The organism is Bradyrhizobium sp. in8p8 (assembly GCF_000426845.1).
Lineage (GTDB): Bacteria > Pseudomonadota > Alphaproteobacteria > Rhizobiales > Xanthobacteraceae > Bradyrhizobium > Bradyrhizobium japonicum_C.
In genome coordinates this window covers 279,378-297,631 of sequence record NZ_AUGD01000002.1, presented here as the reverse complement: position 1 = coordinate 297,631, position 18,254 = coordinate 279,378, and the positions used below count along the sequence as shown (strand labels likewise).

The 18,254-nt window shown below is 65.1% G+C and carries 20 protein-coding genes; 10 read left to right on the top strand and 10 right to left on the bottom strand.

Going from position 1 to position 18,254, the window contains the following annotated elements:
* Positions 1 to 41: 41 nt before the first annotated feature.
* On the bottom strand, positions 42 to 1,118 hold the full coding sequence (locus K408_RS0106715; RefSeq protein WP_024337843.1) for a methyl-accepting chemotaxis protein: 1,077 nt from the start codon (positions 1,116 to 1,118) through the stop codon (positions 42 to 44).
* Between the two features lie 288 nt (positions 1,119 to 1,406).
* On the opposite strand from K408_RS0106715, the gene recJ reads away from it, so the two are divergent.
* From recJ to K408_RS0106700, 3 genes are all read left to right on the top strand, one after another.
* A complete protein-coding gene (gene recJ, locus K408_RS0106710) occupies positions 1,407 to 3,248 on the top strand; it encodes a single-stranded-DNA-specific exonuclease RecJ (RefSeq protein ID WP_024337842.1) in 1,842 nt (613 codons plus the stop codon).
* Positions 3,249 to 3,282: 34 nt separating this feature from the next.
* Entirely contained in the window at positions 3,283 to 4,092 is an 810-nt protein-coding gene (locus tag K408_RS0106705) for an SDR family NAD(P)-dependent oxidoreductase (RefSeq protein ID WP_024337841.1), read from the top strand.
* Between the two features lie 94 nt (positions 4,093 to 4,186).
* A complete protein-coding gene (locus K408_RS0106700; protein ID WP_024337840.1) occupies positions 4,187 to 4,984 on the top strand; it encodes an aldolase in 798 nt (265 codons plus the stop codon).
* A 66-nt stretch (positions 4,985 to 5,050) separates the two neighbouring features.
* Here the strand turns inward: K408_RS0106700 and K408_RS0106695 are convergent, their stop codons facing one another.
* Positions 5,051 to 6,280, bottom strand: coding sequence for a lytic murein transglycosylase (locus K408_RS0106695; RefSeq protein ID WP_024337839.1), 1,230 nt, complete (start codon positions 6,278 to 6,280; stop codon positions 5,051 to 5,053).
* A 124-nt stretch (positions 6,281 to 6,404) separates the two neighbouring features.
* Between K408_RS0106695 and K408_RS0106690 the strand changes: the two genes are divergently transcribed.
* A complete protein-coding gene (locus K408_RS0106690) occupies positions 6,405 to 6,659 on the top strand; it encodes a hypothetical protein (RefSeq protein WP_024337838.1) in 255 nt (84 codons plus the stop codon).
* Positions 6,660 to 6,724: 65 nt separating this feature from the next.
* Positions 6,725 to 6,976 (top strand): hypothetical protein, encoded by a 252-nt coding sequence (locus K408_RS0106685; RefSeq protein ID WP_024337837.1) that lies wholly within the window; start codon positions 6,725 to 6,727, stop codon positions 6,974 to 6,976.
* A 33-nt stretch (positions 6,977 to 7,009) separates the two neighbouring features.
* Here the strand turns inward: K408_RS0106685 and K408_RS0106680 are convergent, their stop codons facing one another.
* Positions 7,010 to 7,525, bottom strand: a complete 516-nt coding sequence (locus K408_RS0106680; RefSeq protein WP_024337836.1) for a MarR family winged helix-turn-helix transcriptional regulator — start codon at positions 7,523 to 7,525, stop codon at positions 7,010 to 7,012.
* A gap of 54 nt (positions 7,526 to 7,579) precedes the next feature.
* Here K408_RS0106680 and K408_RS0106675 point away from each other — a divergent pair, with 54 nt between their 5' ends.
* Together K408_RS0106675 and K408_RS0106670 are read left to right on the top strand one after the other, a co-directional pair.
* Positions 7,580 to 8,059: a carboxymuconolactone decarboxylase family protein gene (locus tag K408_RS0106675; RefSeq protein ID WP_024337835.1), complete on the top strand. Its 480-nt coding sequence runs from the start codon at positions 7,580 to 7,582 to the stop codon at positions 8,057 to 8,059.
* A 21-nt stretch (positions 8,060 to 8,080) separates the two neighbouring features.
* Positions 8,081 to 8,584, top strand: a complete 504-nt coding sequence (locus K408_RS0106670; RefSeq protein ID WP_024337834.1) for a cupin domain-containing protein — start codon at positions 8,081 to 8,083, stop codon at positions 8,582 to 8,584.
* Positions 8,585 to 8,611: 27 nt separating this feature from the next.
* Here the strand turns inward: K408_RS0106670 and K408_RS0106665 are convergent, their stop codons facing one another.
* From K408_RS0106665 to efp, 3 genes are all read right to left on the bottom strand, one after another.
* Positions 8,612 to 9,598, bottom strand: a complete 987-nt coding sequence (locus tag K408_RS0106665) for a DUF808 domain-containing protein (RefSeq protein ID WP_024337833.1) — start codon at positions 9,596 to 9,598, stop codon at positions 8,612 to 8,614.
* A gap of 82 nt (positions 9,599 to 9,680) precedes the next feature.
* Positions 9,681 to 11,279 (bottom strand): DUF4397 domain-containing protein, encoded by a 1,599-nt coding sequence (locus tag K408_RS0106660; protein WP_024337832.1) that lies wholly within the window; start codon positions 11,277 to 11,279, stop codon positions 9,681 to 9,683.
* 45 nt (positions 11,280 to 11,324) lie between these two features.
* Entirely contained in the window at positions 11,325 to 11,891 is a 567-nt protein-coding gene (gene efp, locus K408_RS0106655; protein ID WP_024337831.1) for an elongation factor P, read from the bottom strand.
* A 162-nt stretch (positions 11,892 to 12,053) separates the two neighbouring features.
* On the opposite strand from efp, the gene epmA reads away from it, so the two are divergent.
* Genes epmA through K408_RS0106640 form a run of 3 tightly spaced genes read left to right on the top strand, consistent with a single transcriptional unit; the run spans position 12,054 to position 14,493 of the window.
* A complete protein-coding gene (gene epmA, locus K408_RS0106650) occupies positions 12,054 to 13,106 on the top strand; it encodes an EF-P lysine aminoacylase EpmA (RefSeq protein ID WP_024337830.1) in 1,053 nt (350 codons plus the stop codon).
* Positions 13,103 to 14,197 (top strand): lysine-2,3-aminomutase-like protein, encoded by a 1,095-nt coding sequence (locus K408_RS0106645; protein ID WP_024337829.1) that lies wholly within the window; start codon positions 13,103 to 13,105, stop codon positions 14,195 to 14,197. The genes epmA and K408_RS0106645 overlap by 4 nt, the downstream gene beginning before the upstream one ends.
* A gap of 41 nt (positions 14,198 to 14,238) precedes the next feature.
* Positions 14,239 to 14,493 (top strand): hypothetical protein, encoded by a 255-nt coding sequence (locus K408_RS0106640; RefSeq protein WP_024337828.1) that lies wholly within the window; start codon positions 14,239 to 14,241, stop codon positions 14,491 to 14,493.
* 56 nt (positions 14,494 to 14,549) lie between these two features.
* Here the strand turns inward: K408_RS0106640 and K408_RS0106635 are convergent, their stop codons facing one another.
* From K408_RS0106635 to K408_RS0106620, 4 genes are all read right to left on the bottom strand, one after another.
* Positions 14,550 to 15,635: a 3-deoxy-7-phosphoheptulonate synthase gene (locus K408_RS0106635; RefSeq protein ID WP_024337827.1), complete on the bottom strand. Its 1,086-nt coding sequence runs from the start codon at positions 15,633 to 15,635 to the stop codon at positions 14,550 to 14,552.
* A 235-nt stretch (positions 15,636 to 15,870) separates the two neighbouring features.
* Positions 15,871 to 16,449: an HdeD family acid-resistance protein gene (locus K408_RS0106630; RefSeq protein ID WP_024337826.1), complete on the bottom strand. Its 579-nt coding sequence runs from the start codon at positions 16,447 to 16,449 to the stop codon at positions 15,871 to 15,873.
* 77 nt (positions 16,450 to 16,526) lie between these two features.
* Positions 16,527 to 17,567: a PrsW family glutamic-type intramembrane protease gene (locus K408_RS0106625; protein WP_024337825.1), complete on the bottom strand. Its 1,041-nt coding sequence runs from the start codon at positions 17,565 to 17,567 to the stop codon at positions 16,527 to 16,529.
* Between the two features lie 343 nt (positions 17,568 to 17,910).
* A complete protein-coding gene (locus K408_RS0106620) occupies positions 17,911 to 18,183 on the bottom strand; it encodes a hypothetical protein (RefSeq protein ID WP_024337824.1) in 273 nt (90 codons plus the stop codon).
* Between the last annotated feature and the right edge of the window lie 71 nt (positions 18,184 to 18,254).

Below are 18,254 nucleotides of genomic sequence, written 5' to 3'. Positions count from 1 at the left end.
GATCTCGTGAGGATCTCGTAAGGCGACCGGCGGCGTTCGCCTCATGCTCCGCAGACAATCACGCCATACCAGCCGAGCCCGCGATACGTCTCGTAGCCGGGGGTTGCATGGAATGCCACCAGCGTACCCGTGCGGTCGTGATAGAAGCCGGAGCGCTGGCCGTTCAGCGAAAGCGAGATGCGCTCGCTGAGGATGCCCTGACCATCGGAGGCCGCGATCACGCGAAAATTCGAATCGACCAGCAGCACCCGGGCCTTGTCGCTGTCGCCGACGCGGACGCCTTGCACGATGGCGCGGGCTTGCGGCTCCCAGTCAAAGTGGATGGCGAGCACGCCGATCGGCGCGCCATTGGCCTGGCCGCCGGCGCGGACGCTGGCGCAATAGGTCGCGACCTGCGCATTGCCGAGCAGCGGTTGGTTCTCGACGTCGCCGGCGACATAATCGTCACCGGAGCGAAGACCCTTCGCCTCGCGAAACCACTTGGTGTGAGCGACGTTCTCGCCGACGACGCGAAAGCGATCGGCCCGACCATTGGCGATGACGTTGCCGTCGAGATCGCAGAGCCAGAGGTCGAGATAGACGGTGTAGGCCCCCAGGATCACGCCGAGGCGCTGCGAGGCATGGGAGACGGCGGCAGCGCTGGGCGAGGCCGCGCAATCGACCACGGCAGAGTCGGTCGCCCACCAGCGCACGTCGCAGGTACGTTCATAGAGATTGCGGTCGATCAGCTCGATGGCGTTCAGCGACAGGTCGACCATGCGTTCCCCGCGGGAGCGCTGGCTCATGCGCTCGATCGAGGCGACGAGATCGCCGGTGCGCTTCGTCAATTGGGTTTCGAGCTCGCGGGCGATGGTCTCGACCTGCTGTCCGACGCCGCGCACCTCCTGCGCAACCACCGCAAAGCCCGCACCTTGGGCGCCGGCGCGCGAGCTCTCGATCAGCGCGTTTAGCGCCAGCATCTTCATCTGGTTGGTGATCTGCTGGATCGATTTGGTCTTGTCGACCGCGATCTGGTTGACCTCTGCCGTAAGGCGATTGATCAGCGCGGAGACATCGGAATCATCGTCCGCGGGTTCGGTAGCACTCGGCTTGGTTTTCAGACCCAGCGCAGCAGACATCGGGGAGCTTCCCTTGGCAATGAGGTCTGATCTGCAATGAACCCGGAACAATCAATTACAGATCGAATACGATTCTTTTTCGAGGATTCCACCTAACGCCCGCTTAATTTGCTGTTCGACGGGATGCCTAAATGGTAGTCACTCTCTCCCGGGCCGACGGCCATCCACCGCTTTGTGCGGCCGGGCCGTTGCAAATCCGGGCCGATTGCCGGCCAATCCCCGGAAGCCCCAGTGACCGTGCGTCCGCGTGATCGCCTGGACCCGAGTTCCAACAGCCTGCCTCCCGTCATGACGCCGCCTGCTACCGCCTTGCCCGTCGAAGCGCCCCAGGCTTTCCTGGGCGTGTCGCGCTCGCTGACCGACAAGCTTTGGCGCGACCGTCTGGACGGGCGCGGGGCGGCCCAGGCGCTCGCCATCGTGCAGCGACACCAATTGCCGGAGCTGCTGGCGCGGGTGCTGGCCGGACGCGGGGTCGATATCGACGCCGTGCCCGATTTTCTCGATCCCACCATCCGCAAGCTGCTGCCGGATCCGTTCACGGTGACGGAAATGGAGGCCGCCGCCAAGCGGATCGCCGATGCTGCAGCGAGGACCGAGAAGGTCGCCATCTTCGGCGACTACGACGTCGATGGCGCGACTTCTGCTGCGCTGCTCGCCTGGCACCTGCGTCATTGCGGGCTTGATCCGCTGATCCATATTCCCGACCGCATTTTCGAGGGCTATGGCCCGAATACCGAGGCGGTGCGAGCGCTCGCCGCGAAGGGCGCGACGCTGCTGGTTACCGTCGATTGCGGCACCACCAGCATGGAGCCGCTTGCCGAAGCCAAGCGCCTCGGCATGTCCGTGGTCGTGATCGACCACCACCAATGCGGTCTCGATCTCCCGGAGGTCGACGCGCTGGTCAATCCGAACCGCCCCGACGATCTCTCCGGCTTGGGTCATCTCGCCGCCGTCGGCCTCGTGCTGGTGACGCTGGTCGCCGTCAATCGCGAGCTGCGCCAGCGTGGCTTCTGGAGCAACGAGATGCCTGAGCCCGATTTGCTCGGCATGTTGCATCACGTCGCGCTCGGCACCGTGGCCGACGTGGCGCCGCTGATCGGCCTCAACCGTGCCTTCGTGGCCAAGGGCCTGATCGCGATGCGCCGGCGCGACCACGTCGGTCATACCGCGCTGATGGACGTGGCACGGCTCAACGGCCCGCCGGAGGCCTGGCACCTCGGCTTCATGCTGGGACCGCGCGTCAATGCCGGCGGCCGCATCGGCCGCGCCGACCTCGGCGTGCGGCTATTGCTCGAGGGCGACAGCGTCGAGGCGGCGCGGATCGCCGCCGAGCTCGACCGGCTCAACAGTGAGCGCCGTGTCATCGAGCAGGCCGCGGAGGCGCAGGCTGAAGCGGAGGCGCTGGCCTCGATCGGACTGGAGGATAAGCTCGCGGTGATCGTCACGGCCTCGGAAGGCTGGCATCCCGGGGTGGTCGGCCTCGTCGCCTCCCGCCTGAAGGAGAAATTCGCGCGGCCCGCTTTTGCCATTGCGCTGGAGCCCGGCGGCATCGGAACCGGCTCGGGCCGCTCGATCGCCGGCGTCGATCTCGGCAAGGCGGTGCGGCAGGCGGTCGCCGACGGCATCCTGCTCAAGGGCGGCGGCCATGCGATGGCCGCCGGCGTGACACTGCGGAAAGAGAAGCTGTCCGAATTCCGCGCCTATATGGAGCAGGCGCTGGCGCGCGACGTCGCCGAGGCGCGCCACGTCAACGAGCTCTATATCGACGGCGCGGTCTCCGCACGTGCGGTGACGCCGGAGCTTGCGACGACGCTCAACCGCGCCGGTCCCTTCGGCAGCGGCAACCCGGAGCCTGTGCTGGCGCTGCCGGCGCACCAGCTCGTGTTTGCCGACGAGGTCGGGCAGGCCCATCTGCGCCTTCGCTTCAAGTCGGGCGACGGCGCCATCGTCAACGGCATCGCATTCCGTTCGGTCGGCCAGAAGCTCGGCAATGCGCTGCTCGCCAACCGCGGCCAGCAGCTGCATGTCGCGGGATCATTGTCGGTCGATCGCTACCAGGGTGCCGAGCGCGTGCAATTCCGCGTCGTCGACGTCGCGCTACCGGACCAGGGGCCATCCGTGATTAGATAGCAACGGTCGCTAACAACAAAAAAAGGGAGTGAACATGGCAGGGCAGGTTGAGGGCAAGGTCGCGCTGGTGACGGGCGGCGCGTCCGGAATTGGCGAGGCCGTCGTCGAGCTGTTCGCGCGCGAAGGCGCCACCGTCATTGCAACCGATATCGACGAGCTGAGGGGCCCCGAACTCGCCAGGCGCGTCACCCAAGCCGGCGGCAAGGCGATCTTCCTGGAGCAGGACGTCACCAGCGAAGAGCGCTGGATGGAGGTGGTCGCCGAAATTGCGAAGCGCTACGGCCGGCTCGACATCTTGGTCTCCAACGCGGGTATCGGCATCGCCGTGCCCTCGATCGTCGACATGACGTTATCTGACTGGCGCAAGCAGAATGCCATCAACCTCGACGGCGTGTTTCTCTCGGTGAAGCATTGCCTGCCGTTGATGCGCAAGACCGGCGGCGGCTCGATCATCATGATGTCCTCGCTGGCGGGCCTGCGCGGTGCGCCCGGCCTTTCCGCCTATTCGCTCACCAAGGGCGGCGTGCGGCTGTTCGCCAAATCGATCGCGATGGAGTGTGCGGCGGTGGGCGACGGCATCCGGGTCAATTCGGTTCACCCCGGCATTATCGATACGCCCATCTGGGGAAAGATCCCGACGGGAGCGACCGGCGCGGGCCAGAACGCCCCGATCGATCCCGAGGAGCGCGCCCGTGTCGTGACGCCGCTCGGCCGTGCCGGTCAGGCCGCGGAGATCGCCTCGGGCGTGCTGTATCTGGCCTCCGATGCCTCGCGCTACGTCACCGGCAGCGAGCTCGTCATCGATGGCGGCATGAATGCCGGGGGCGTGCCGCGGCGCGCATAAGCCACGCAGGGCAGGGCGGCGCACGCAAGGGGCTGACGTGCAAGCGCCAGCCCTGTACAACGCGGGGAGCTTACCGACAGAGGTGTCCTTCGCCATGGCGCACAGCCTTCATGCTTCCTCACCCGCGCCAGCGCCAATCCGCTCCAACCGGCCGGACCTTGCGACCGATGCGATCCGCACCGCACGCGAGGATCTTGCCGCCTGCTTCCGCATGGCGGCGCGGAACGGCTTCGAGGAAGGCATCTGCAACCACTTCTCGGCCGTGGTGCCCGGCCATGACGATCTGTTCCTCGTCAATCCCTACGGCTACGCCTTCCGCGAGCTGACGGCGTCGAAGCTCCTGATCTGTGATTTCCATGGCAATGTGCTCGACGGCGACGGCGTGCCCGAGGCGACCGCCTTCTACATCCATGCCGAGATGCACAAGCGCCTGCCGCGCGCGAAAGTCGCCTTCCACACCCACATGCCTTACGCGACGGCGCTGTCGATGACTGAAGGCGACCCCTTGATCTGGGCCGGCCAGACCGCGCTGAAATTCTATGGCCGCACCGCGGTCGATCGCGACTATAACGGCCTCGCGCTGGACAACCGCGAGGGTGCGCGCATTGCCTCTGCCGTCGGCGATGCCGACATCGTCTTCATGAAGCATCATGGCGTGATGGTGCTGGCGCCGACCATCGCGGAAGCCTGGGACGATCTCTATTACCTCGAACGCGCCGCCGAGGTGCAGGTGCTGGCGATGTCGACCGGACGCAAGGTGCTGCCGGTCGATCCGGCCGTGGCGGCCGAGACCTACAGGCAGATGCGCGAGGGGGATGCCGAATCCGCGCGGCTGCATCTCGTCGCAATCCGTAGGCAGCTCGATGCGGAAGAGCCGCAGTATCGGCATTGATCTCAGCGGGTCCTTCCCGGGCGCGCGAAGCGCGAACCCGGAGTGACCGTATGAGAGGACGTCGGCCTACAACCCCTGCCGCAGCTTGGCCAGCACCTTCAGCCCGCCATAGCCATCCGCCGGCGTGATCCCGGCGCGCTGCTGGAAATCCTTGACCGCCTTCATCGTATCGTTGCCGACGCGCCCGTCGGTGCCGCCGGTGTCGAAGCCGGCCTTGGTCAGCCGCGTCTGCATCTCCTGTACTTCGGCCAGCGTCAACGCGCGCTCGGAGCCGGGGAACGGCTGGATGAAGGGCGGTGCGCCCAGGCAACGATCGCCGAGATGGCAGATCGCCAGCGCATAGTTCATGGAAGGGTTGTAGCTCTTCACCGAATAGAAGTTCGGTCCCAGCAGGAAGGTCGGCCCGCCCGCAACCGGCGTCCACATCTGCGCGGATGCGTTCGGCTGCGGAAACGAACGGCCGTCGGCGCGGGTCACGCCGGCTGCCTGCCACGCCGCATAGGTGCGGCGGCCGCTGAGGTTGCCGGGCGCGCGCACCTCGTAGCCCCAATGCTCGCCGCGATGCCATTTGCCGCGGTTGACGAGGTATTTGGCCGTCGAACCCAGCGCGTCGTCGGGCTTGCCGAACGGCGATACCCTGCCGTCGCCGTCGTAATCGATGCCCACATTGAGCCAGACCTCCGGCATCCATTGCGAATGTCCCATGGCGCCGGCCCAGGATCCCCGCATTTCTTCCGGCGTGCTCCAACCCTTCTCGACGATGCGCAGCGCGTTGATCAGCTCGGTCTCCCAATAGGTCTTGCGGCGCGGCTCGTTCCAGGCGAGCGCAGCGAGCGAGGGAAACACCGGCCTCATGTGATTCTGCTGCACCAGGGGATCGCCATAGGCGGACTCGACGCCCCACAGCGCCAGCAGCGTGCCGCGCTCGACGCCGAAATCGCGCTCGATGCGCGCGAACAAAGCCTCGTTGTTCTTCAGCGCGATCTTGCCGTTGATGATGCGCCAGTCGGACACGCGGCGGTTGATATATTGCCAGATCTCCTCGCGGAATTCAGGCTGGTTGCGCATCTGCCTGAACACGCTCATGTCAGGCTCGACACGTCCCATCGCGCGCTGCCATGTCGCGGCGGAGATACCTTTGGCCGTCGCGCGCACGCGGAAGGTCTCGCGCCACTCGTCGAAGCCCGCGGGTGCCGCGAGAGCGCGGTCCGCCGACGCAAGCAGGGCGGTCGCACCGAGTGCAGATTTCAGGAGGGTGCGGCGGGTGTATTGGGCGCAGGAATCAGTTTGTGTCATCCAGCCATTCTAGCGGGAAACGTGGCCCATGTGAGCCGGTTCCCACAGGGCCGGAACAACCCGTTTCCCGCGGAACAAAGTGTCGCAGTCCTGCATTCCCTCCGAAGGAAACGAGGAGGAGAAGATGAGGAAAGTTCTGTTTGCCGCCGCCATGGCTACCGCGATCGCGGCGCCTGCATTCGCTGGTGAAGTCGGCGTTCATGTTGGTCCGGTCGGTGCCGGTGTCACTGTGGGCCAGTCGCCGGATTACCGCGTCCGCGAGCGTGATCGCACCACGGTCATCAAGGAACGCGAGCCGTCAAGCCGCACCACGGTGATCAAGAAGGAAGATGAATTCGGCAATCGCAGCAAAACCGTGATTCATCACGACAACGACTGACGAATAGGGGCCTCGGCTTTGGCTGGGGCCTTCCTTCACCATTGATTGATCGAGCCGGGGGTCGGATGAAGATACGCGCGCATGCGGAAAGCCATGTTGTCGAGCTCGACGACGGATCGCAATGGCAGATCTTTCCCGGCGACCTCGCGGCCACGCTGAGCTGGAAGCCCGAGACCGATCTGCACTTGGAGCGGAGCGCCGACCGTGTGAGTTCGCATGTGCTGGTGAACACCGCCGACCAAAGCTGTGTACGGGTCATCGCGGCCGATGAGACCTGGCCCGACGGCGAGGTCAAGAATGCGCTGAAAGATGGGTAGAGGGGCGCGCCCGCGGCTCCGAGGGGACGTCGTCTAACCCTCCTGTAGGTCAGTCGCAATCGCGGCAAGCCAATGCCGGATTGCGGCTTCAGCTTTCCTATCCAAATCCCTGGCGAGACGCTTTTCCAGTTCGAGCACACGCTGCCGGCACTCCTTCAACAGCGTGGCGCCGCGCAGCGTCAGTGTCCATTGCTGGATGCGGCCGTGGACCGGATGAGGCGTCATCGCAATGGCTCCGTCGCGATCGAGATTGCGGATGATGACGCCCACGGTCTGGGGGGTCAGGAAGGTGAGGCGGGCGACGTCGGCGCCTGACAGGCCCGGATAGGCATTCAACATCGTCAATACCGCGAATTGCGGCGACGTTACGCCGAGATCGGCAAGGGTGCGCTCCATCTTCAGCCGGACCGCGGCATGGGCCTGGCGCAGGAGGTAGCCGAGATAACCCTGCTCGCCGCGCTTGCCTTCGCCCGGAGCAGGAACATGCACGGTGCCGGCTTCGAGCGCTTTTCGTCCCGGTCTCACGACGTGTTTCGCCTTGCGCGTCATATCAGAGCTCTTATAAGATGTAAGGGTTCATATAACAAGACGAGGTGAACGGCAATGTCACACGCCCGCAGCGAATACGAGGATTTCAAGAAGATCGCTCCCGATGCCTATGATCTGGTGTTGGCGCTCGGCCAGCTCGCGGCCAAGGCTGGGCTCGACAAGCAGCTGCTCGAACTCGTCAAGCTGCGCGCCTCGCAGATCAACGGCTGCGCTTTCTGCGTGCAGCATCACATTCTCCTGTCCGAACGGATTGGTGTGCCTGCGGACAAGCTCAACCTGGTGGCGGTCTGGCGCGAGGCGCCGATCTTCTCGTCGCGCGAGCGTGCCGCGCTGGCCTGGGCGGAGGCGCTCACCTGTCTGCCCGAGGGCGTCAGCGAGGAGGTCTACGCCGAAGCGTCCCGCGAGTTCTCCGAGACCGAGCTGATGTACCTGACCTCGGCCGTCGCATCGATCAATGTCTGGAACCGCTTTGGCGCCGCCTATCGCTGGACGCCGGCGAAGCGACCGGCCGTCGCGGCCGCCGCTGCCTCCTGATCAGCAGAAGGGGAGGTCACGATGTCGGCCATCAGCGTTTCGGCCCTGCCATACCCGGCACCGTCACGTTCGACGGCGCTCGCCGTCGTTGCAGGACTCGCCTGCGCGCTTGCGATTGGAAAAGCGCTGCCGGTGACGATCGACAGTGTATCAGACGCGCTAGCCCCGCTCTGTGCCACTGCGGCGGAGAGTTCGCCGCTCGACAAGATCGAGCCGATCGGCTCCTACGCGCTGCCGAACGTCCCCGGCAAGCGCGTGACCATCGTGCGCGTGTCCTATGGTCCCGGCGGATTTTCACGGCCGCATCGTCATGCGGGCTCTGTCACCGCCTACATCACCAAGGGCGAGATCCGCTCGCAGCTCGGTGGCGGCCCAGTCGAGACGTTCGGGGTCGGCCAGTCCTTCTTCGAGCCGCCCGGCTCGACGCATCTGGTCTCGGCCAATGCCAGCATGACGGAGCCGGCAGAGTTGATCGCGGTGTTCGTCGCGGATGAGGGCGCGCAGCTCACGACTTTCTTGGATTAGCCGCCATTCGTCGTCTCGGCTGCGTATTCAAGCCGGCTCCGATCGCCTCAACAGCTTCCATGCCGGCGAGAGGCCGTATTCGACAACCGGAATAGCAATCGCGCCGACAAGCAGTCCAACGACGCCCGAGATGGCCGCCTCGACCGACCAATCGATGATGCCGGCGACGGAGGGAAGAAGGTGTGCGGCCGCCTCGGTTGCAGCATGGACGGTGTGACCGACCGCGGGCGGGCCGTATTTCTCGATGCCGTGCAGGATGATGCCGCCGCCGACCCAGATCATGGCGGCGGTGCCGATGGTGCTCAGCACGGCCAGGAAGATAGGCATGCCGCGGACCAGCGCGCGTCCCAGCATGCGGATCGCGCCGCCGATGACTGAGGCGCCGTCATAGCGCGCAAGCGCCATGCCGGCATCGTCTGCCTTCACGATCAGAGCCACCACGCCGTAGACCCCGACGGTGATGAAGACACCGACCAGCGCCAGCACCAACGCCTGGGTCCAGATGCTGCCCGCCGGAATCGCCGCCAGCGTGATCGCCATGATCTCCGCCGACAGGATGAAGTCTGTCTTGATAGCGCTCGCGACCTTCTCGTCTTCGACCGAGCGGGCATTCAGCGCAATCGGCTGGAGCTGAGCTTCGTGGTGATGCGCATGATGGGGCAGCACCGCTTCGAGCACCTTCTCGGCGCCCTCGTAGCAGAGAAAGGCTCCGCCCAGCATGAGGAGCGGCGTGACCGCTGCAGGCAGGAAGTATCCGAGCAACAGGGCAACGGGCAGCAGAATCAGCAGTTTATTGCGCAGCGATCCGAGCGCGATCTTGCCGACGATCGGCAACTCGCGTTTCGATGCAAAACCAATGACGTAGTTCGGCGTGACGGCCGCGTCATCGATCACCACGCCGGCAGCCTTTGTGCCCGCTTTGGCAGCCTGGCCCGCCACATCGTCGAGCGAGGCCGCCGCCACCTTGGCAATCCCCGCGATATCGTCGAGAAGACCGATCAGTCCGACGCTCATCAATCCTGTCCCTTCTTCGTTCGAACTGGCGGTGGTGCGCGACGACAATCTTGCATAGCCAGGCATTGGAACGAGCAAGCCGTCAATTGTCGCCGCTCGATCCCTCGCGCCGGTGCGGCTTGATCACGTCTTCCGGCAGAGCGTGAGCCACCGGCTGCGACGTGACTGCGATATCTGGGCCGATCTCGCGGCCGCGGGCGCGTATCAGCCGCTCGTAGGCCGAGACCAGCGTGACATAGGGACTGACCCAGATCCAGCCGTCGCGGGTGAACACCTGGACGTCGAAATGCAGGTGCAGCGAGGTTCCGGCGGGACGGTCGAGATAGTTCGAGACCACGCCGATCTTTTCGCCTTCGCTGACGAGGCGGCCGTTGACGAGGCCGTCGGCGTTCATCGCCTGCGGGTTCATGTGCATATAGCGGAAGCGGATGTGCTCGGTGCGGCTGTTGATCTGCAGCGTCGCGGCCTGGTCCCTGACGCCGCGGATCACGATGGCGTCGCGCACCGCGACGACGGCACGCTGCTTGGGGTCGCAGGGCTCGCGGCCTTCGCCGGGCGACGGGCAGTCGGCGGCGCGAATGTCCTCGCCCTGATGGCCGTATCCGCCGGCGCATTGCCACACCTCGAAACTGCGCGCCTCGCAGAAATTGTCGCGCCAGGGATAGGCGGTCGGACCTTCGCCGCTCTTGTCGCGCTTGCCGTAGGATTGCGAGCGCACGAAAGCGGGTGCCTTCTCGAGCGGAAAGCGGATCTGCGCATAGGCCATCGCGTCGGGATGGCCGCCTTGCTTACGGTAGCCGGTATTCGGGATGATATCGCCGCTCGGCCGGTAGCTGAAATCCGGCGAACGCGCCGCGGGGCGATCGATGACGTTGGAGGCAATGTCCGTCAACGGCCGCATGCGCTGGCCGCCTGCGACTCGCAGCGCCCTCAGGAAGCGCTCGGCGACCGGATAGGCCTCCTTGCAGGCGAGCCGCCGCGGCTTGGCGACGCTGTCGAGGCATTGGATCGATACCACATAGGCGGCGCCGAAGCGGGTGAAAGCGTAGCGCACATAACCTTCCCGGATGAACCTGCGCAGATCCGGATAGGTTGTCGCGAGCGGCTTGACCGGCTCGCCCTTGCCGCCGGCGGGATCGGCGATGTCGTAGACGAGTGCCGAGCCGGTGATCTGTACCTCCACGGGCCTTGCGAACACCCGGCTCGGCATGCCCTCACCGGCGCCGGGCTCCAACGAGAAGGTCGCGCTGTAACCGGCCGGACCGGCATGGAACATGTCGACGGGATTGAAGTCGGCCTGGTAGCGTGACAGCGCGAGCGTCACCGGCGCGCCGCTGCGCTGCGCCTCGATGTATGCGGCGACGTCGAACGGCAGCAGCACAGGTACGGGACTTCGGGCAATGCCGGTGAAGAAGCGCGAAGAGACCGCATTCAGCTGCACCAATGCCGGCATCGCGCGCGGATCGTAGCGCGGCACCGAGCGGCGGGGTGCGAAGATGAACTCGCCCGCAATCTGGGGACGGCTGTTGATCTCGATCCGGAGTTGGTCCAGCGCTGCGCGCCAGTCGACGCGCAGGGCCGTGAGCGAGGGGCTGCGGAATTCATCCGCAGCGAGGGGGGTGGCAACGAGAAGCGGCAGCGCCAGCAGAAGCGAGACGAAGCGGAGACTCTTTCTGCCCACTGCCTCGCCCCCCGGCGGTACCTGTTCCGATCCTCGATTGCTCGCTCAGTCCTTGGCGCGCTCGGCGTAGGAGCCGTCTTCGGTCATCACCACCACCCGGGTGCCGACGGTGATGTGCGGCGGGACGGTGGTGCGCACGCCGTTGGAGAGCACCGCGGGCTTGTAGGAGGAGGAGGCGGTCTGGCCCTTTGTCACGGGTTCGGTCTCTACCACTTCCAGCGTCACGCGCTGCGGCAGCGCGATCGCAACCGGGTTGGTGTCGTGCATGGACAGCTTGACGGTCATGCTCTCCTGAAGGTAGGCGGCGGCATCACCGACGACGTCCTTCGAGACCTGGACCTGGTCGTAGGTCTCGGGGTTCATGAAGTGGTAGCCGTCGCCATCCTCGTAGAGGTAGGTGTAGTTGCGCTCCTCGATCGTGGCCTTTTCGACCTGGTCGGTGGTCTTGTAGCGTTCGGAGATCTTTACCCCGTCCGAGATTCGGCGCATTTCGATCTGGCTAACCGGGGTACCCTTGCCGGGATGGATGTTCTCGGCGCTCACGACGACATAAAGCTTGCCGTCTTGCTCGATCACGTTGCCCTTGCGAATAGAACTGGCGATGACTCTCAAGGCTGTATTTCCTGCTTGCTTGGCCCGGCTGCGGCCAGGACGTGGTCAAATTGATGGGGGACTTGGGGCCTCAAATCGGACCTTGGCGCCCGTTTCGGGCCGCAACATACTGATTTTGCCGTTGGAAGCCAGCACTTTGCTGCCGGCTGGGGCCACCGGTTGATGGCCGGGGACAAGCCGTTGTCGCCATTCTGGGCGCCCTCGCGGCACCTTGACCGGCGTCCGTTCCTCCAGGCCAGGGGAGCCGTGACCGGGGCGTTGCGGGGCTTTTTCGCCGAACAGGGCTTCACGGAGGTCGAAACCTCGGTCCTACAGGTCTCCCCCGGCAATGAGACCCATCTGCACGCCCCCAGCACCGAGATCATGCGGCCCGACGGCAGCCGTGCGAGCCGATACCTGCGGACCTCGCCCGAATTTGCCTGCAAGAAGCTGCTGGCGGCAGGTGAGACGCGAATCTTCGAGTTCGCGCGGGTGTTCCGGGACCGCGAGCGCGGCGACCTGCATCTGCCCGAATTCACCATGCTGGAATGGTATCGAGCGGACGCGCCCTATGATGCCATCATGGCCGATTGCATCGTCGTGATCGCCCGTGCGGCGCAGGCGACCGGGATCGGGTCCTTCTCCTTCCGCGGTCGGACCGCCGATCCGTTCGCCGAGCCCGAGCTTCTGACCGTCGCGGGTGCCTTCGAACGTTTCGCTGGGATCGATCTGCTGTCGACAATCCCGGGCGGCGAGGCTAACCGTACCGCGCTCGCTGCGGCGGCCGGGGCCAAGGTCCGTGTTGCCGAGGACGACAGCTGGTCCGACATCTTCAGCAAGGTCCTGGTGGAGCATGTCGAGCCGCATCTGGGGCAGGGGCGTTTGACCATCCTGTTTGAATACCCATCTCCAGAGGCGGCGCTGGCGCAGGCGAAGGCGGACGACCCGAGGGTCGCCGAGCGTTTCGAGGTCTATGCCTGCGGCGTCGAGCTCGCCAACGGCTTTGGAGAGCTGACCGATGCCGACGAGCAGCGAAAACGTTTCACGGAGTCGATGATCGAGAAACAGCGCCGATACGGCGAAGCCTATCCCCTCGACGAGGACTTTCTGGCTGCGGTTGCCGCAATGCCGGAGGCGAGTGGCGTCGCACTCGGCTTCGACCGGCTGGTCATGTTGGCGAGCGGCGCAACACGAATTGATCAGGTGGTGTGGACACCGCCCGCGGATGATAGATGACGAAGGCGAATCTTGCACGCACCCTGCGTGAGCCTGCCGAGCTCATCGCCGAGGGGTTGGCGCCCGCGGCAGCGCTACCGGCGCTCGAACGCGTTGCCGCGCGCTATGCCGTGGCGGTCACGCCCGATCTGGCCGAGTTGATCGACGCATCGGATCCCGACGATCCCATCGCGCGACAATTCGTTCCGACCGCGGCCGAACTGGACCTGAAGCCGGGCGAGAACGCCGATCCGATCGGTGACCATCCGCATTCGCCGGTTCCCGGGATCGTGCACCGCTATCCCGACCGCGTGTTGTTCAAGCTCGTTCACGTTTGCGCGGTCTACTGCCGCTTCTGCTTCCGCCGCGAGATGGTGGGGCCCGGCAAGGAGAATGCGCTGTCCGACAGCGCCTATCGCGCGGCGATCGACTACATCCGGGCACATGACGAGATCTGGGAGGTGATTCTGACCGGCGGCGATCCCCTGATGCTGTCGCCGCGGCGGATGAGCGAGATCATGGCCGATCTGGCCGCGATCCAACACGTCAAGATCATCCGTCTTCACAGCCGCGTGCCGGTGGCCGAACCCGCGCGCATCAGCGACGAGATGGTCGCTGCACTGAAGGTCGATGGCGCCACCACCTGGATCGCGCTGCATGCCAACCATGCGCGCGAGCTGACTGGAGCGGCGCGCGCCGCTTGCGCGCGTCTGGTCGACGCCGGCGTTCCCATGGTGAGTCAGTCCGTGCTTTTGCGCGGCGTCAATGACAACATCGTCGCTCTGTCGGATTTGATGCGAGCTTTCGTCGAATGCAGGATCAAGCCCTACTATCTGCATCACGGCGATCTTGCGCCGGGCACCGCGCATCTGCGAACGACGTTGGCGCAGGGACAGGACCTGATGCGGCAACTGCGCGGGCGCGTGTCAGGACTCTGTCAGCCGGACTATGTCATCGACATTCCCGGCGGCGCCGGCAAGTCGCCGGTAGGACCCAGCTACCTATTGACGACGCAAAATACCGCACTGCCTGCGGATGATGCGGGAGCCGAAACGCGCTATCGTATCGTGGATTATTGTGGCGACGTTCATCTTTATCCGCCAGAGACTTGAGCGGAAGTGGAGAGCGCCGATTTAAGAATGGAGCACCGAAAATGAAAAAGATCATGCTGGCAGCATCGCTTGTGCTCTTGCTGGGTGACGGCGCGATGGCACAGACCGGTGGCTCCAAGGGGCCGACGTCCGGCAGTGGGATCCCTGCAACGGTATTGCCGGCGCCGGTCGGTCACCGTCAGCCGCGCGCGGCCGATGTGCCGAGCGAGAAGAATCTGAGCAATCCGAACACGCCCGCGAACAAGGAAGACGCGGAGCTCGATCGCAAGATCAAGAGCATCTGCCGCGGCTGTTGAGGCTTCCACCTCTCCCGTTGGGAGAGGTGGTGGAGCGACAGCTGGTTGCTCGAGAGCTAGGCCGACCGCTCGTGCCGCCCAGCGCGTCGGATGTTGTGGCGGATCTCGACGGAGTCGGCGAGCTGCTCGAGCGCGCTTGCCGTGGTGGGCCAGTCGATGCAGCCATCGGTGATGCTCTGGCCGTAGGTGAGCGGCTTGCCCGGTACGACGTCCTGCCGGCCCGCGACGAGGTTGCTCTCGATCATCACGCCCATGATGCGGCTCTCGCCGCCGGTGATCTGAGCAGCGATATCGGCCATCACCACCGGCTGATTCTCCGGCTTCTTGCTCGAATTGGCATGACTCGCATCGACCATCACCAGCGGCGCGACGCCGGACGTGGTCAAATCGTTGCAGGCGGCCGCCACGCTTGCCGCGTCGTAGTTCGGCTTGCTCCCGCCGCGCAGGATGATGTGGCAGTCCTCGTTGCCCGCGGTCGAGGCGATCGCCGAACGGCCGAGCTTCGTCACCGCCATGAAATGATGCGGATGCGAGGCCGACTTCACCGCGTCCGCCGCGATCCGCACGTTGCCATCGGTACCGTTCTTGAATCCGACCGGGCAGGACAGGCCCGACGCCAGCTCGCGATGGATCTGGCTCTCGGTCGTGCGCGCGCCGATCGCGGCCCAGGACACGAGGTCGGCGATGTATTGCGGCGTCGTCATGTCGAGGAATTCGGTGCCGGCGGGCAGGCCGAGATTGTTCACAGCCGACAGCACGTTGCGCGCCAGCCGCAAGCCCTTGTTGATGTCGAAGCTGCCGTCGAGATCGGGGTCGTTGATCAGCCCCTTCCAGCCGACGGTGGTGCGCGGCTTCTCGAAATAGACGCGCATCACGATCTCGAGCTGGTCGGCAAGATCTTCCCGCAGCTTCGCGAGGCGCTCGGCATAGTCGAGGGCGGCCTTGGGATCGTGCACCGAGCAGGGGCCGACCACGACCAGGAGGCGGTCGTCCTGGCCGCTCAGGATCGCATGGATGGCGTTGCGCGCGGCCATCACCACGCGCGTGGCGGTGAGTGTCCGCGGGACCTCCCGCATCACCTCTTCCGGCGTGCTCAGTTCTTTCAGTTCACGGATGCGAAGATCGTCTGTCGTGCTCAGCACGGCGGGCTCCTGTCTGGTTTAGAACCTGCCGGCCAACAAAAAAGCCGCCAGGTCTGGCGGCTTGTTCGGACGTCTGCTGCAATGTGTCAGATTGAGCGCGATCCTCCCGCCGCCAGCGAGCTGTCGTAGCTAAAGTACCAAAAATAGCTGGTGGCGACGGTGATCATGGCAGGCCATATAGCGTGCCGCCGGCGGGTTGTCACCCCCCAAATCGGCGCAAGACGTGACGAGCGCTTCAGGTGCTGTCCTTGCGTGCCGCGAGGGCCATGCCGATCAGCGAGGCGCCGCCGAACAGCAGGTTGATACCGACGAGAACGCCGATCGCCCAGTCCGCCGAGCTCGGCAGTCCCGTGATCACCATGAACGAGATCGCGATGTCGACAAGCCCCGAGATCAGGAGCCAAGACCAGCGGCCGCTCAGCTCCCGGCGGTGCTCCAGCGCGTACATGATGGTGGCAACGCCCTCGGCAAGGAAGTAGGCGCCGAGCACGATGGTGAGCGTCAGCACGGCCTGCATCGGTCGCGCCAGCAGGAGCATCCCGGTGAGGACGGCGAGTGCGGCGGAGATCAGCGACCACCAAAACCCTGGCGTGCTGCGCGCCCAATAGGTCGCGATCAGTCCGCCGATACCGCCGATCAGGAACATCCAGCCGAGGAAGATCGTGGTCGCAAGGCTTGCGAGTGGCGGGAGGATCAAAGCGGCAATGCCGAGAACCACAAGCAGGATTCCCTCGAACAGGAAAGCCTTCCAATGCGTCTTGACCGCCTGGTTCATAGCGGATTGCAGCCGTGAAAATTCTTCAGGCGATGTCATGATTGCCTCGATCCCGTAAGCAGCCCTGCAGATCAATCTAATCTAGTATGCGCGCCCGGCGCTTGCCATTGCGCGCCTCAGCCGCCGCCGGGTGCCGAGGAAAAGCCGTCCGCGCTGGTGCGGATGCGGTTGCGGCCGAGAATGTAGATCGCCGTTGTGACGATCAGAAGTGCCAGGCCGAGCAGGATCGAGACGAAACCGATCGGGATCAGAGCCAGCGTCAGGTTGCGCTCGGGGTTGGTCAGCCAGTGATGGATCGAGGTCAGGACGAAGGCGAGCCCGAGGAAGCCGATGCCGCCGCCGGCGAGCAGCAGTGCCCACATCCGCCGGAGCTGGCTGAGCCGCTCGCGCGCGAGATCGGTCCGGGGCGCATGGTGGCGCGCGACGCGCCGGACCAGGCGGATCGCGAATGCGATCGAGCCGAAGCCGATCAGGAGGCTGGCGGCGCCCAGCCACATCCGCAGGGTCGGATCGAGATCGGGCATGCGCTGGAGCGTCAGCAACGGGAAGTCGAAGGCCGAATGCAACGCGAGCGGCGCAGCGAAGATCAACAGCCGGCTGGAAAGACGAGCCCAATCGCGATGATGGCGGTTCGCGCCCAGCGCCGTGCCCGCGCGCGCGATCGTCAGGTAGGCGCCTGCGATGATGCCGAGAGCGCCGTGGAACGGCACGGTCAGCACGCTGCGGAGGGCGGCCAGCGAGCGCCACATGTCCGCGTGCTGGACCAGGTAAGCGAGGTTCTCGTAAGCGGCGAAGCCGAGGCCGACCGCAGCGCCATAGACGACGGTGTCCATCGGATTGGCAAAGGTTCGCCGCTTGGTCGAGGAGATCAGCACGATGGCGATCACCTTGACGGCTTCCTCAGGTAACGCGACGCCGAAGATCGAATGCATCGCAAGCGCGGCCCACGGGTCGTCGGGGGCCGCGACCATCTTGGCGAAGGGGGCGCGGGCGAGGCCCAAGAGCGAAATGCTGGCTGCACCAAGCAAGAAGGCAGTCCAGACCTGGGCCGGCGGGCCGGGGCGCTCTTCAGCGGCGATGACGAGCCATAACATCAGGAGCGCCGGGGCGATGGCGGCAGTTCCAACGACGGTGGGGAGCGCTTCGATCAAATACATTGGCGCCGAAAATAGGTTCCCTTGATCCGCTTATCTACGTTCGCCGATGCGACCATGTGTCATGCGCCTGCTGTCGGCTCGCTTCATGGGTGCGATAGCTCCCGTTCAATCGCAGCGTCGATGGAGATGTAGAACACAAGCGCAATCAATTGCATGACAAAAGATGCTCGCCATCCATGGCAGCGTCCGCGCGCCTTTGGATCGATCGAGATAGCCAAGCCAGATCAGGGAAATGCGCAGGTTTCTTCGATTCACCGTGCAGCATCCCGCCGCGAGGACCTGTCGGCCAGCGCTCAGGCCGGCCGCGCTTGATCGCCCCTGGTGACGGCCGCGCTCTCCGGGCTCAGTGGGTGGTGATGGGCGGCGGGGCGTCGGGTGCGACGTCGAAGGCGCCGAGATGGAATTCCTCACCAACGGATTCGAGCGATTCGGAAGGCTGGGCCAGCAGCGTGAATGCAGCCTGCGGATATCGTCTCCAGATTTCGAGGTCACCGGCGGTGATGGTGAGCCAGCCGAACGTGTATATGTAGCGTCCGGGCTCGGTGACCCGGCCGACCCTGTCCCAGGTGATCTTGCCAACCTTGATCTTATCAACCGTGATCTTGTCGACTGCCATTCGGTCCCCCGATCGCAAGTCTGCAAAATGACGTCCGGCCCGCGGCACGGACCTCGAAAGGCTGATCCGGC

Excerpts from the sequence above, each read along its gene's own strand:
- K408_RS0106715 (WP_024337843.1), bottom strand. The coding sequence starts at position 1,118 with ATGTCTGCTGCGCTGGGTCTGAAAACCAAGCCGAGTGCTACCGAACCC.
- recJ (WP_024337842.1), top strand. The coding sequence starts at position 1,407 with ATGACGCCGCCTGCTACCGCCTTGCCCGTCGAAGCGCCCCAGGCTTTC.
- K408_RS0106705 (WP_024337841.1), top strand. The coding sequence starts at position 3,283 with ATGGCAGGGCAGGTTGAGGGCAAGGTCGCGCTGGTGACGGGCGGCGCG.
- K408_RS0106700 (WP_024337840.1), top strand. The coding sequence starts at position 4,187 with ATGGCGCACAGCCTTCATGCTTCCTCACCCGCGCCAGCGCCAATCCGC.
- K408_RS0106695 (WP_024337839.1), bottom strand. The coding sequence starts at position 6,280 with ATGACACAAACTGATTCCTGCGCCCAATACACCCGCCGCACCCTCCTG.
- K408_RS0106690 (WP_024337838.1), top strand. The coding sequence starts at position 6,405 with ATGAGGAAAGTTCTGTTTGCCGCCGCCATGGCTACCGCGATCGCGGCG.
- K408_RS0106685 (WP_024337837.1), top strand. The coding sequence starts at position 6,725 with ATGAAGATACGCGCGCATGCGGAAAGCCATGTTGTCGAGCTCGACGAC.
- K408_RS0106680 (WP_024337836.1), bottom strand. The coding sequence starts at position 7,525 with ATGACGCGCAAGGCGAAACACGTCGTGAGACCGGGACGAAAAGCGCTC.
- K408_RS0106675 (WP_024337835.1), top strand. The coding sequence starts at position 7,580 with ATGTCACACGCCCGCAGCGAATACGAGGATTTCAAGAAGATCGCTCCC.
- K408_RS0106670 (WP_024337834.1), top strand. The coding sequence starts at position 8,081 with ATGTCGGCCATCAGCGTTTCGGCCCTGCCATACCCGGCACCGTCACGT.
- K408_RS0106665 (WP_024337833.1), bottom strand. The coding sequence starts at position 9,598 with ATGAGCGTCGGACTGATCGGTCTTCTCGACGATATCGCGGGGATTGCC.
- epmA (WP_024337830.1), top strand. The coding sequence starts at position 12,054 with ATGGCCGGGGACAAGCCGTTGTCGCCATTCTGGGCGCCCTCGCGGCAC.
- K408_RS0106645 (WP_024337829.1), top strand. The coding sequence starts at position 13,103 with ATGACGAAGGCGAATCTTGCACGCACCCTGCGTGAGCCTGCCGAGCTC.
- K408_RS0106640 (WP_024337828.1), top strand. The coding sequence starts at position 14,239 with ATGAAAAAGATCATGCTGGCAGCATCGCTTGTGCTCTTGCTGGGTGAC.
- K408_RS0106630 (WP_024337826.1), bottom strand. The coding sequence starts at position 16,449 with ATGACATCGCCTGAAGAATTTTCACGGCTGCAATCCGCTATGAACCAG.
- K408_RS0106625 (WP_024337825.1), bottom strand. The coding sequence starts at position 17,567 with ATGTATTTGATCGAAGCGCTCCCCACCGTCGTTGGAACTGCCGCCATC.
- K408_RS0106620 (WP_024337824.1), bottom strand. The coding sequence starts at position 18,183 with ATGGCAGTCGACAAGATCACGGTTGATAAGATCAAGGTTGGCAAGATC.